Consider the following 12,285-nt stretch of genomic DNA (forward strand, 5'->3'; position numbering starts at 1 on the left):
CGTCCTATTCGGCGACCACCGTGATCTGCGCCTGGTCGACCTGAACATCCGGCGCCGTCGGGTTGGCCTCGGCTCGAACAGCGACGCGCGCCCGATCGATCCCTTCGGCCTCGAGTTCGGCCGCGATATTGTCGCCCCGGGCCTTCGCCAGAGATCTGGCGGCCACGATGTCGGCGTCGCGGGCGTATGTCGTGATTTGTATTTTCGTCTCGTTCCCTTTCAGCGGGATCGCGACCGCTTTGATGGTGGCGACATCACCGGGGCCGAGATCGGAGCTGCCGCTGTCGAAGGTGATCGGCACGGCGGCGATTGCCGCGTTGATCACGTCCTGGATCTTCTGCTGTGCGGTATTCAGGGCCGAGCCCACGACAGAGGACGCCGTCGCCCCCAAGGTCCGCGAACCGTGCGTCCGCTGATCCGTCGGTGTCGCCGGATTCGATCCGTCGTCCGACCCGCACCCTGCGGTGATGATCGAAACCACCGCGGCCATCGCGATTCCACTGACGCTTTTTTTGGATCTCATCGGCCTACTCCTGTATGCGCTGGAGAATTCCGTTCGCGTCCTTCGACGCCTGGACATCGGCGCTTCCGCAGGGCCGGACTCCGGTCCGGCCGGGCACGTCGATCGGTGACGCCTCGCACAGTGATCCTGGCACAGGTGGGGCATTCGCAACGTGGTTTCGGTGTCCCGGCCGAAATGAACTCGGTTCGGCCACTGGAATCGATCAAGTAGACGTGGTCGCGGGGAACTGGGCGTAGCGTTCGATTCGTCTCCACCGAGACGAGTTCGCACGACAATTCCTGACGGAACGAGCAAAAAGGACAGTGAGCGCGGTGCGGTCCGTGAAGTTGTCGGTGGCATTGGCTCGCGAAGTATCTCTCGCGCGCACCCAGGTCGCGACCGGCTGGCTGCGCGGAACGCCATTTGGACGGACGCTGCGCCGTGTGATGGACGGTCTCGCCGAAATCCAGCTCGTGGACCGGTCGCTGGCCCTGGCCGCGCAGATCTTCACCTCGGTCTTGCCGGTGATGATCGCCGCATCCGTCTTCAGTGGCTGGCATGCGCCTGCGGAGACGATCAACGACCAGTTCGGCTTCGACTCCGCAGCGGTGTCCGCCGACGGCGGATCGCTTACCGCCAACCCGGCGATAGCGGCGTTCGGTGCGGTGGGCCTGCTGATGGTCCTGCTCGGCGGCACGTCGTTCGCACGGGCTCTCGCGCGCATGTACGAGGCGGTCTGGAAAGTGCCCGCCATCGGTCCGCGAGAGGCTTGGCGATGGCTGGCCGCGCTGCTCGCTGTCGCTCTCGCCGCCGGGCTGGTGGGGCAGATCCGCGACCTCACGCAGATCCGCTACGCAGGCAGGCTGCTCGCACTACTCGGTGAGGTGGTCATCTGGATGTTCGTGTGGATGCTCGCTCCCTTCCTTCTGACGAAGGGAGCGCTGACGGGCCGTCTGTTGTGGGTCTCCGGGGCGCTCACCGCGATCGGATTGACAGCGGTGCACGCGGCAGGCCGGGTCCTCTTGCCTCGGATCACGACGAACGCCCGAGAGCATTTCGGTCCACTGGGACTGGCCTTCACGTCGGTGAGTTGGCTTTTCGTCCTGTCGGTGGTGATCGTGGGCGCGGCCGCGATCGTCAAGGCGCTGGCTCTGGACGAAACCGCGATCGGTCACTATCTGCGCGGGCAAGCCGACGGCGACCGGGAATGACGCACCGGCCGCGGCATGCGACGCCAGGCCGCCGATGTGGGTCTGTCAGCGCTCCGCGCCGGACTCGGCTTTTCCTGACGGGCGTCCATCCTCTCCGCCGCGCGGAGCGGCCGGTCGGCGAGGCAACAGACCGGTACCGAACAATGCCGCGACCGCCAGCACAGCGGTCACGGCGAATGCCACTTGCAGCGCCTCGAGACGGGCGTCTGAGTTGACCGCCAAAATGGCGTCCGCGGTGGCGTCGTCGACACCGGAGCTGTCGAGCGCGCCCGCCAGCTGGCTGTCGGACAGGAACGGCACCCCGGCGGCGAGTTCCGTGGTTGCTTGCTCTCGCACGGACGCCGGAACCGCCGGGTTGTTCTCGATGCCGGCGACGACGGTCGAGGTGAGCGCGGCGATCAGGATCGAACCGATCAGCGCGGTGCCCAGCGACGCACCGAGGGTGCTGGCGGTGTTCTGTAGTCCGCCGACCTCGGAGCTGCGCGAATCAGGCACCGCCGATACGGTGACGGCGCCCAACTGGGAGGCCAACGCGCCCAGCCCCAGACCCATCAACAGCATCGGGATCGACACCACGCCCGCATTCGCGCCCGGGTCCATCCCGGCGGCGAGGATCAGAACGCCGACGATCATCGCGCCCAGACCCAGCCGAACGACCCGGCGGGGGTCGGCCCGCGGTCGGAACCGGGGGATGCCCGCCGCGGCCAGGACAAGCGCGATCGACAACGGAAGGATGCGTACCCCGGTCTCGAGCGCGTTGAGTTCGAGCACCACCGACAGGAACAGCGGCACCGAGAAGAACACCCCGGCTTGAACCGCGAACTGCGCGAAGAACATGCCCGACCCGCCGACGAGTTGCCGATTCCGCAACAGTCCCGGATCCACCAGCGGGTCGCGGCCCCGATCCACCAGATACGTCTGTCTCCGCAGGAACAGGTACAGCGTGAGCAGGCCACCGATCAGCAGCCAGATGACCGGCGACAGACCGAGCACGGCGGGTCCGCCGGCCTTGGCCCGCACCCAGCCCCATTCGCTCGACCGCAACACCCCGTAGACGACTGTGCCGAGGCCGATCACCGACAGCAGCGACCCGATGACATCCAGCCGGACACGCTCGGCGGGAGCGTCCTCGATCCGGCGCAGCACCAGCAGGATCAACACGACGATGACCACTTCGCCGAAGAAGACATACCGCCACGACGCGAACGTGGTCACGGCGCCACCGAGCAGTGGGCCGACGGCGACTGCCATCGCTCCCGCCGCCGCCACCAGGCCGTAGGCCGCGGACCGGCGTTCGGGTGCGAAATTCCCAGCGACGAGAGCGACGATCGCGGGCATGATCAGGGCGGCTCCGATTCCCTCCAGCAGAGACCACCCCAGCAGCAGAATCGGCAGGTTCGGGGCGAGCCCGGTGATGAACGAGCCTGCACCGTAGACGACGAGGCCGAATCCGAACGTCCGGCGGCGGCCGAGGATGGCGCCCACCTTGCCGCCTGTGATCATCAGCGCGGCCATCACCAGCGTGTACAGGGTGATGGCGGTCTGGATGCCGGTGATCGTGGTACCGAGATCCTGGGCGACCGTGGCCATGGAAACATTCATCACGGAGCTGTCGAGCGTCATCAAGAACTGCCCCGACGCCAACACGACCAGCACGAGCGAACTCGATCGGGCGGCCGATGCTCTGCCGTTCATCCTCACACCTCCCGCCACGCGGTGATCGTGCCGTTCCCGATCGCCTCGCGCAGCGCGGCGTGATCGCGTGCGTTCCGGTCGGCGTAACTTTCGGCGAACACGGCCATCGCGTCCGCGAAGTCGTCGTCCGCGTCGAGGTAACCGGCGATCGAGAACCGGTCGCCGGAGCGGGCGTGGGCGTAGGCCAGCACGCACGCGCACAGTCGGCCGTAGCGAGTCATCAGTTCGGGGGACATGGTCTGGATGTCGGCGGATCCTTTGCCGTCCCGCAGTTGACGAACGTAGAAGTCCCGCACCACTCCGTCTTCGCCCGCGCCTTGCTGCCAGCCGAGGAAGATGTCGCTGGCGGCTTGCAGCAGCCGCTGCCCTGCCACGACACGTTCGCCCTGGTTGGTGAACGACGGTCCGTCGAGATGCTGCGCGAGGACCGACGGCTGGGCCTCCTTGGCCTGCAGGAACAGCGGGTCGTTGCCCGGCCCGCGAAGGAGGATGATCCATGCCCGGGTGCCCACGCTGCCCACCCCGACCACCTTGCGCGCCGCCTGCACGTACTCGAATCGGTCGAACAGGGCGCGCCGGTCGGACTGTAGCGTGTCGCGGTACTGATCGAGCCGTTGGATCAGCGCACGGTTCAACTGCTCGGCGTCGGCGCCGGTGAAGATCTCCTCGACCGGAACGATCAGCGGCGGCGTACTCGTGATCCGGGGCTGCCCTTCCACGATGGTGGTCAGCTTGGACAGGGCCTGGACGCTGTCTCGGCCCCAGGACTTGTCGATCGTCTTCTTTATGCGTTTCCTCGTCGGTGGATCGAGGACTTCGCGTAATTCGTCGAATCGGGTCACGGCGTCGATATGGGAGTACCAGACCGCGAGTTCTCCGCGGGCTGACTGGCGAATCATGACTTCGCGGTACTCGGCGGCGCAGGCACGGAGATACTTTCTGCGTTGTCTGCCGCTGTGGTTGTTGTCGCGCCCGGCGACCGCGAGGCTGGTGACCAGTCGTTTGACGTCCCATTCGAACGGGCCGGGATAGGTCTCGTCGAAGTCGTCGAGGTCGAAGGCGAGATTGCGTTCCGGCGTCGCGAACAGTCCGAAGTTGCTCAGATGGGCGTCGCCGCAGAGTTGAGTGATCAAACCCGTAGTGGGGGCATGTGCGAGATCCGCGGCCATGACCACGGCCGCACCGCGATAGAACGCGAAAGGAGCTGTGCCCATTCGCCCGTACCGCACCGGGACGAGTTCGGGGATTCGTGTCGCGGCCTGTGTTTCGAGCAGCCCGAGCGGATCCCGATCGATGCTGGGCTCGAATTCGGCCAGCAGGCCGGACGGCGCCCGGCGCTGTACGGATCTGCCGTATTCGGCACGCTCGGCGCTGGTCGATCGGTCGGCCGCGTCGGTGTGCTCGTCGGACTCCGCGACAGCGGGATCGTTTCGCTCTGTCATGACTTCGGCCCATTCTTGCGAGTCTCGCGCGAATAAGAGGGTGTGCGGATCAGTGGGTCAGGATGACCTTCACCGCCACGACGGCGGTGGCGGCGCAGACCAAGAGCACCGAGCCGATCAGCGTCGAACGGTGCGGCCGCTCGCCGTGCAGTCGGCCTATGACGAAGACGATCCCGCCGATTCGCACCAGTATGGCCGACTCCGCGAGCAGCTGCGCGGTGCGTGGTTCGATCCATCCGATCGCCGCGGCCGCGAGGATCACACACGGCAGCACTGCCGAGCTGAGAATGGGCAAGGAGTCGCGCAGGTCCGCCCATCGTTCCTGGGGAGACAGCGCATGGCTCTGGCGCACCGATCGACCGACGCCTTCGGCGAAGGAATGCGCGATGAAGGTGGAGAGGGCGATCCCGAGGACGACCAGGATGCCGACATCCTCGGCGGACGGTGTGACCGGGATCAAGGCCGCGAGGATCAGGACGTTCCCGTAGATGTACGCGCTGATCCTGCTGGCCGCGTTCCCGCGGTCGAGTGGAACGCTGCGGGAGAACAAGGGTCCGTGCAAGAGTTCGTGTCTGTTGCCTTCCATCAGCCCTCACAGGGTTCAGCGGCCACACCGGTGTCTTATCGAAGGGACCGAGTTCGTTGGATGGTTGCTGATCCAGTTGATTGTCGCGCGACGCTCACCACGCTCGGATTCGAATCCTGGTCGAGACGGCTTTTCTGTGTCGATGGAGACCATCATTCGATTCGCCGCAGATTCGCTTGCGAACCGATCTACTTTCGTCGGTCCGCACGCATTCGGCGGTGGCGCGGCGCACACTGTGAGAGACAGTGGCTCCCGGAGAGGGAGGTGCGCACGCTGGGCGAGCCACTCTGGGCCGTTCGGTCATGCCCGATTCCCGGTACGAAGGAGTGGATGTGAACGCCTACCCACCGATCGCCGAGCACGGCATCGTCGGCGATCTGCAGACTGCGGCCCTGGTCTCCTCCGCGGGCACGATCGACTGGTGGTGCACGCCGCGGTTCGATTCGCCGAGCGTCTTCGCGTCGCTGCTCGACAGTGAGCGGGGCGGACATTGCGGGCTGGCCGCCGATGTCGGGACCGAGGAAATGGCGATCCGCCAGTTGTACCTGCCGGACACGGCGATCCTGGTCACTCGGTTCATGGCTCCCGAAGGGGTCGGTGAGGTCGCCGATTTCATGGTGCCGATCCTCGATTCCGCACCCACCGACCGGCATCGGTTGGTGCGGGTGGCACGGGTGGTGCGTGGTAGCTTGCCGCTCACGCTGACCTGCCGCCCGCGATTCGACTACGGGCGCGCCGCGCACACCCTCGAACGACTCGGCGATCGGGCTGCGGTCTTCCACGGCCCGGGCACGGACTTGCATCTGCAGGCCACCGACCCGGTACTGCTGCAAGCCGAGGACGGCGACATCACGGCTCGTTTCACGCTTTCCGAGGGGGAGACCGCCGTGCTGGTGTTGACGAGCATGGCGAGCGACGGTACGGCTCCGCCGCATCCATCGCGGGAGGACATCTCCACCGCCTTCGGGCAGTGCCGGGATTTCTGGCAGTCGTGGCTGCGTTCGTCCACCTACCGGGGCCGGTGGCGGGATATGGTGAATCGATCGGCGATCACCTTGAAGCTGCTCACCTATCACCCCACCGGCGCGCCGATCGCCGCGGCCACGATGGGTCTGCCCGAGCAGATCGGCGGCGAGCGCAACTGGGACTACCGCTACACCTGGGTCCGCGATGCCTCCTTGTCGGTCCGGGCGTTGATCGATCTCGGCTTCACCGAAGAGGCGTTGGCGTTCCGGCGCTGGCTGCGCGATCGCCTCGAGGCCGACGACACGGCATCCGGCGAGCCGCTGCAGATCATGTACCGGATCGACGGCGACCCCCGCCTCGAAGAGGAGGTGCTCGACCATCTGGAGGGCTATCGCCGGTCCGCGCCGGTGCGGGTCGGGAACGGGGCGGCCGACCAGATCCAGCTCGATATCTACGGTGAGGCCGCCGATGCCCTGGCCCAGTCCTCGGACATCGGTGGGATCTGGGGTTGGCGGTCGTTCGCGAACCTCATGGACTGGCTGACCGAGCACTGGGACCGGCCCGACGAGGGAATCTGGGAAACGCGCGGCGGGCAGCAGGAATTCACCTACAGCCGCCTGATGACGTGGGTGGCGTTCGATCGAGGTATCCGTATGGCCACCGACTACTCGCGGCCGGCCGATGTGGCCCGGTGGTCGCAGGCGCGGGACGCGGTGTTCGCCCAGATCGTCGAACGCGGCTGGAGCGCGAAGCGGCAGGCGTTCGTACAGCATTACGCCACCGATGTGCTGGATGCGTCACTGCTGCTGATGCCGCGAATGGGATTTCTTTCGCCGCGGGATCCGGTATGGCTGAGCACTCTCGACGCGATGGACGACGAACTGGTCAGAGACAGCCTGGTCTACCGCTACGACCCGGAAGCATCTCCGGACGGTCTGCGTGGTGTCGAAGGCACCTTCAATCTCTGCAGCTTCCTGTACGTAGAAGCACTCGCCCGTGCCGGACGGGTGGGTCAAGCCCGGTATGCCTTCGACAAGATGCTCACCTACGCCAACCACGTGGGTCTTTTCGCCGAGGAGATCGGTCCTTCCGGCGAGCAGCTGGGCAATTTTCCGCAAGCGTTCACCCACCTGGCACTTGTCGCGGCCGCCATGGCCCTGGATGAACAACTCGACCGCGCCGAAGCCCGGCCCGCGACGACATCCGGATAGGCCGAACACGCGGATGCCCGGTCCCGGTGCGGCCAGCCCTCCCCGCGGTGCGCTCGTTCCGCTGGCGCTCGCGCAATTCATCTGCAGCTTCGCCGGTTCGAACATGAACGTGATGATCAACGACATCAGCGCCGACTTGAACACCACCGCGCAGGGCGTGCAGATCGTCATCACGATCTTCCTGCTCGTCATGGCGGCGCTGATGATTCCGGGCGGCAAGCTCACCGACCGCTACGGCCGCAAACGCTGTTTCGAACTGGGCCTGACGATCTACGGTGTCGGCGCCGTGATGAGTGCGCTCGCTCCCGGGCTGGGTGTGCTGATTCTCGGCAACTCGATTCTGGAGGGCCTCGGCACCGCGATGCTGATCCCGCCCGTCTATATCCTCACCACCCTGTTGTTCACCGAAACCACCTCGCGGGCGCGGGCCTTCGGCGCGATCATGGCGCTGGGTGGGATCGGTGCGGCGGCCGGCCCCTTGCTCGGCGGAGTCATCACCTCAGCGTTCGGCTGGCGGGCGGCGTTCGCGTTCCAAGCGTTGGTGGTCGCGTTGATCGTGCTGCTCGGCCGGCGCATCGCCGACCCGTTGCCGCCGGATCCGACCCGGGTCTTCGATATCGGTGGCGCGGTTCTGTCGGCGGCCGGTCTGGTCCTGCTCGTGACCGGCATCCTGGCGGCCGACGACAACGGCTGGGTCATGCTGCTCCTGCTCTTGCTCGGCGTGGTGGCGCTGGGGTGCTTCTTTCTCCACATCCGTGCCCGGGAGCGATCCGGACGCGAACCCCTCATCTCGACCGGCCTGTTCCACAACCGCACCTCCAACCTGGGTTTGATCACCGAACACATCCAGTGGCTGCTGCTGATGGGAACATCATTCGTCGTGGCGGCCTACCTGCAGGTCGTCCGGGGATACAACGCGATTCAGACCGGTGTGATCTTCACGGCGGCCACCCTGGGGTTGCTGGTGTCGTCCTTGGCCGCCGCACGGCTGGCGCGGCGGCGCGCGCAGCGCACCCTCATCATGGCGGGATTTCTCGTGACCATCGCCGGCATCGGCGTCCTGCTCGCGCTGGCCGGGACGCTGGTGCATCCGTGGGCGTTCGCGCCCGGCCTGCTGCTGATCGGCCTCGGACTCGGTGTCATGCTGACCCCGGCGGTCAATGTCGTCCAGTCCAGTTTCGGCGAGGACCAGCAGGGCGAGATCTCCGGGCTGTCGCGCAGCGTGTCCAATCTCGGCTCCTCGCTCGGCACCGCCATCGCGGGAACCATCCTCGTAGCCGGGCTCACGAGCCACGCCTACGCCGCTGCGATGATCGTCTTGGCCGCGATCGGAGCGGCAGGATTCGTCGCCGGGGCGTTGCTGCCCCGGCACGCTTCCGCTGCCGTGTAAGAAGTTTCCTCAGGACTGGAGGATTCTGGCCTTCTCGGCTTCGAATTCGGCATCCGTGAGCACACCCTGCGCTTTGAGTTCGGCGAGTTCCTTCAAAGCGGTGATCCGGTCCATCGGCACACCCTCGCCGGATCGCGGCGCCTGCGCCGGTTGTGGTGGCGCCGACTGCACGTCAGCGGCGTACTGGGCATCCTGCACGGCCCAGCGTTGTCCCTGTCGGCGGGAGACGCGATTGGAGACGGCGGTGGCGGTGCCGGCGACCATGGCGGTGCGGGCTACGCCACGCAGCAGTCCGGGCATGACACTCTCCTTACTGTCGGGCCGGTGACGATGATCGTGCCATCATCGGTTCCCCGCTTCGGCGACTTCGAGGGACGACAGGATGCTCTCCACCGGGATACGTCCGGTGGCCACCAGTTCGGCGCCGTTGCGGCGCAGCGCGGACGCGAAGGGCGCCGCCCACCTGTTCTCGTAGACGAGGATCGCGGCGGAGCATCCCGGCTCGAGCGCCTTGCCCGCCTCCTTGCGGTCGGCGTCGTCGAGCAAGCCCGAACCCGCCTCCGCGAAGAGGGTGATATCGACGTCCCCTTCGAGACCGAGGTCGGCTATGTCGACTCCGAAAAGTGCGCCGTCGGCGTCCTTGCGGACGAACGCCAAGTCCAACACCCGGATGATGCCCCGATCGACGAGGTCGCGCAGCAACGGCAGGGCCGACCCGTCCGGAGGCCGGTCGGCAGGGAATTCGATCACGAGATAATCGATGGGACCTAACGCATCGATATCGGTTCCGGTCACAATAGCCCTCTTCCTGTCACGAGAAAGGGAGCCGAATCGATCCGGCTCTCTTACCGAACCGGCATGAATTGCTTCGCATATCAATTGCTTGCCGTTGGAGAAGAACCTCGGACTCATCGGCTGAGTGGTGCTAATGTCGGTCCCAGCGTACGCCCCTGATCGTCACCGGGTCGCTGTTTCTTTACTGGAGGCGGACGCCTGACGGGATCCGCCCCGGCGTGAATCAGCGCATCCTCTTATTCGAATATCTTGCCTCGAAAGTTTTAAACCGCCGCACCATCCGCTGTCGCCGACTCCGGCCGTCCTCGGCACCGTGGTCGTGGAGCCATCGGACCCTGGAACGTTCAGCTCACCATGCCCTCGGCGGATCGCTCCGCCGAGACCGGGCGGCGCCGCCCTCGCCCGAGACGGGGCGGCGCCGCCAACCCGCCCCGCGACGACGGTTGCCGCGGTGGACGCAACCGACGAAGAGCAGGTGCGCAGGCACCGAGACCGTCGGCTCGGTGACGCAGGCGAACTGCCCGTGTCCGTTCTCGGAGTAAGGGGTACCGATGGCTTCGGATGCGCGAGAGGACGCACCCGGCGGCAAGTTGACCGCCGACGAACGCGCGGAGCTCGAGCGGCTGCGTGCCGAGGTGGCGACACTGCGGGTGAAAGGGCGCGGCGGCGTGCGCCGGTCGCCGCGGCATGGGTGGCGCTGGACTGCGGTGACGATCTTGACGGTGCTGGTCGCTGTTCTGGCGATGACCACGGTGGTGTCGCGGTTCGTGCGCGGAGAGGTCCTCGACACCGATCGATATCTGAGCACAGTGGCGCCGCTGGCCTCGGATCCGGTACTGCAGACCGAGGTCTCCGATACGATCACCGAGGAGATCTTCGCCCGCGTTGACATCGAGGGTCTCACCGCACAGGCGCTCGCCGCCATCACCGACGCCGCCCCTGCGACAGCGGACCGGCCACGGGTGGACCGCGCGGTCGAGGGGCTCGCGCCGGTGATCACGCAGCAGGCCCGCGAGTTCGTCCACGACACCGCGCTGTCCTTCGTGCGCAGCGACCAATTCGAAGACCTGTGGCTACAAGCCAACCGCGCCGCGCACACCGCCTTGGTGGCGGTGGCCACCGGGCACGTCGGCCCCGAGTCGGTGACGGTGGACGAGAACGGCACGGTCGCCATCTCCCTGCGCACGGTGATCGAGAACGTCAAAGCCAGGCTGCTCGCCCGCGGCTTTACCTTCGCCGAGAAGATCCCCGCGGTCGACAAGCAATTCGTGTTGTTCCGATCCCCGGAACTGGTCCGAGCGCAGCGGGCGGTCGACAATCTCGACAAAGCCTCTGCCGTGCTGCCGTGGGTGACGATCGCGGCCGCCGTGGCCGCGATCGCCGCGGCTCCTCCCGGTCGTCGCAAGCTCGCCTCGGCGTTCGTCGGGCTCGCGCTGGCGGCAGGAATGTTGATCCTCGCCATCGCCTTGGCCGTGGCCCGCGCACTGTATCTGGACGAGATCCCGGCCGACGTCCTGTCGCCGCAGGCAGCCACCGCGATCATCGACACGGTCCTCGTGCCGCTGCGGACGGCGCTGCGCGGCATCGCCGTGCTCGGCCTGGCGATCGCATTGGGCGCATACCTGGGCGGAAACTCGGCCTCGGCCGGCGCGGTGCGCCGCGGATTCGGTCGAGGCATGGACGCGGTGCAGCGGCTGCGGCGATCTCGTCCGCCGAACCGGGTGGAGAAGTGGGCTTTCCGAGCCCGCTCGGCGCTGCGTTGGACGATCCTCGGCGTTGCCGCGCTCTTGCTGGTGTTCTGGCGCTACCCCACCGGGCTCGTAGTGGTGTGGATCATCCTCGGCGCACTGCTGGCGTTACTCGCGTTGGAACTGCTGATTCGTCCCGCCCGCGTCCGGCAACAGGGAGAGCCCGGAACGGACGACGATGCCGCAGCCCGAGTGTGAGCCGACGGACAACCGGCGCGGCCAGAGGCGTCGTGTTCCTCCGCGGAAAGGAGACGGGATGCGGGCGCCGACCGTGGCCGGCTGAAGTGCTCGATCCCATCCAGGTCAGATCCGGCCGGGCCGCCAGGTCGTCACCGCCCAGATCACTACGACGTCCAAGGCGATCACGACGGTCGACCACCACGGGTAGTACGGCAGCCAGAGGAAGTTGGCCAGGATCGACAACGCGGCGAGAAACACCGCTATCACCCTCGCCCACATGGCTCCCGCGATCAGCCCGACTGCGGCGATCACGATCAAGATCCCGAGAACGAGATGGATCCAGCCCCAGCCGGCGGCACTGAACTCATAGGTGTAATTGGGCCCGGACACGAGAATGTCGTCCTTGTCGAGTGCGGAAATGCCCTGGAAGATCGACAGGACGCCGGCCGCGAGCAGAAGAACCGCTGCGCCGATCGACGTCGTGGCGGCGACTGCCTGCTTGACGGAATGCTCATCGGTTGCTGACATTGCCGTTCACCTCTTCTGATCGGTTCTGTGG

General features: G+C 66.6%; 12 protein-coding genes. 5 read left to right on the top strand and 7 right to left on the bottom strand.

The window, feature by feature from the left end; translation table 11 throughout:
* Positions 1 to 4 precede the first annotated feature (4 nt).
* Positions 5 to 367 carry an OmpA family protein gene (locus ACWDMM_RS01005; RefSeq protein WP_195081272.1) on the bottom strand — a complete coding sequence of 121 codons (363 nt, stop codon included), beginning with the start codon at positions 365 to 367 and terminating at the stop codon, positions 5 to 7.
* 100 nt (positions 368 to 467) lie between these two features.
* Here ACWDMM_RS01005 and ACWDMM_RS01010 point away from each other — a divergent pair, with 100 nt between their 5' ends.
* Positions 468 to 632, top strand: a complete 165-nt coding sequence (locus tag ACWDMM_RS01010; protein ID WP_195081273.1) for a hypothetical protein — start codon at positions 468 to 470, stop codon at positions 630 to 632.
* A gap of 202 nt (positions 633 to 834) precedes the next feature.
* Positions 835 to 1,713, top strand: coding sequence for a hypothetical protein (locus ACWDMM_RS01015; RefSeq protein ID WP_357105121.1), 879 nt, complete (start codon positions 835 to 837; stop codon positions 1,711 to 1,713).
* Positions 1,714 to 1,758: 45 nt separating this feature from the next.
* Here ACWDMM_RS01015 and ACWDMM_RS01020 read toward each other — a convergent pair whose 3' ends face one another.
* The 3 genes from ACWDMM_RS01020 to ACWDMM_RS01030 are packed head-to-tail and all read right to left on the bottom strand — an operon-like array spanning position 1,759 to position 5,436.
* Positions 1,759 to 3,408 carry an MFS transporter gene (locus ACWDMM_RS01020; RefSeq protein WP_195081275.1) on the bottom strand — a complete coding sequence of 550 codons (1,650 nt, stop codon included), beginning with the start codon at positions 3,406 to 3,408 and terminating at the stop codon, positions 1,759 to 1,761.
* A 2-nt stretch (positions 3,409 to 3,410) separates the two neighbouring features.
* Positions 3,411 to 4,850: a DUF2252 domain-containing protein gene (locus ACWDMM_RS01025; protein WP_195081276.1), complete on the bottom strand. Its 1,440-nt coding sequence runs from the start codon at positions 4,848 to 4,850 to the stop codon at positions 3,411 to 3,413.
* A 49-nt stretch (positions 4,851 to 4,899) separates the two neighbouring features.
* Positions 4,900 to 5,436: a hypothetical protein gene (locus ACWDMM_RS01030; protein ID WP_195081277.1), complete on the bottom strand. Its 537-nt coding sequence runs from the start codon at positions 5,434 to 5,436 to the stop codon at positions 4,900 to 4,902.
* A gap of 332 nt (positions 5,437 to 5,768) precedes the next feature.
* Here ACWDMM_RS01030 and ACWDMM_RS01035 point away from each other — a divergent pair, with 332 nt between their 5' ends.
* Positions 5,769 to 7,613, top strand: a complete 1,845-nt coding sequence (locus ACWDMM_RS01035) for a glycoside hydrolase family 15 protein (protein ID WP_195081278.1) — start codon at positions 5,769 to 5,771, stop codon at positions 7,611 to 7,613.
* A gap of 13 nt (positions 7,614 to 7,626) precedes the next feature.
* Positions 7,627 to 9,003: an MFS transporter gene (locus ACWDMM_RS01040; protein WP_195081279.1), complete on the top strand. Its 1,377-nt coding sequence runs from the start codon at positions 7,627 to 7,629 to the stop codon at positions 9,001 to 9,003.
* A gap of 9 nt (positions 9,004 to 9,012) precedes the next feature.
* On the opposite strand, the gene ACWDMM_RS01045 is transcribed toward ACWDMM_RS01040, so the two are convergent.
* Both ACWDMM_RS01045 and ACWDMM_RS01050 read right to left on the bottom strand, forming a co-directional pair.
* On the bottom strand, positions 9,013 to 9,303 hold the full coding sequence (locus ACWDMM_RS01045; RefSeq protein WP_195081280.1) for an SHOCT domain-containing protein: 291 nt from the start codon (positions 9,301 to 9,303) through the stop codon (positions 9,013 to 9,015).
* 42 nt (positions 9,304 to 9,345) lie between these two features.
* On the bottom strand, positions 9,346 to 9,798 hold the full coding sequence (locus tag ACWDMM_RS01050) for a DUF6325 family protein (RefSeq protein WP_195081427.1): 453 nt from the start codon (positions 9,796 to 9,798) through the stop codon (positions 9,346 to 9,348).
* Between the two features lie 551 nt (positions 9,799 to 10,349).
* Between ACWDMM_RS01050 and ACWDMM_RS01055 the strand changes: the two genes are divergently transcribed.
* A complete protein-coding gene (locus ACWDMM_RS01055) occupies positions 10,350 to 11,744 on the top strand; it encodes a hypothetical protein (RefSeq protein ID WP_195081281.1) in 1,395 nt (464 codons plus the stop codon).
* Positions 11,745 to 11,849: 105 nt separating this feature from the next.
* Here ACWDMM_RS01055 and ACWDMM_RS01060 read toward each other — a convergent pair whose 3' ends face one another.
* Positions 11,850 to 12,254 (bottom strand): DUF7144 family membrane protein, encoded by a 405-nt coding sequence (locus tag ACWDMM_RS01060; RefSeq protein WP_195081282.1) that lies wholly within the window; start codon positions 12,252 to 12,254, stop codon positions 11,850 to 11,852.
* Positions 12,255 to 12,285: the final 31 nt, after the last annotated feature.

The organism is Nocardia sp. NPDC003726 (genome assembly GCF_053586955.1).

What these genes read in the sequence shown, in the direction of transcription:
- ACWDMM_RS01055 (WP_195081281.1), top strand. Translation starts at nt 10,350, where the DNA reads ATGGCTTCGGATGCGCGAGAGGACGCACCCGGCGGCAAGTTGACCGCC.
- ACWDMM_RS01025 (WP_195081276.1), bottom strand. Translation starts at nt 4,850, where the DNA reads ATGACAGAGCGAAACGATCCCGCTGTCGCGGAGTCCGACGAGCACACC.
- ACWDMM_RS01010 (WP_195081273.1), top strand. Translation starts at nt 468, where the DNA reads ATGATCGAAACCACCGCGGCCATCGCGATTCCACTGACGCTTTTTTTG.
- ACWDMM_RS01045 (WP_195081280.1), bottom strand. Translation starts at nt 9,303, where the DNA reads ATGCCCGGACTGCTGCGTGGCGTAGCCCGCACCGCCATGGTCGCCGGC.
- ACWDMM_RS01040 (WP_195081279.1), top strand. Translation starts at nt 7,627, where the DNA reads ATGCCCGGTCCCGGTGCGGCCAGCCCTCCCCGCGGTGCGCTCGTTCCG.
- ACWDMM_RS01030 (WP_195081277.1), bottom strand. Translation starts at nt 5,436, where the DNA reads ATGGAAGGCAACAGACACGAACTCTTGCACGGACCCTTGTTCTCCCGC.
- ACWDMM_RS01060 (WP_195081282.1), bottom strand. Translation starts at nt 12,254, where the DNA reads ATGTCAGCAACCGATGAGCATTCCGTCAAGCAGGCAGTCGCCGCCACG.
- ACWDMM_RS01020 (WP_195081275.1), bottom strand. Translation starts at nt 3,408, where the DNA reads ATGAACGGCAGAGCATCGGCCGCCCGATCGAGTTCGCTCGTGCTGGTC.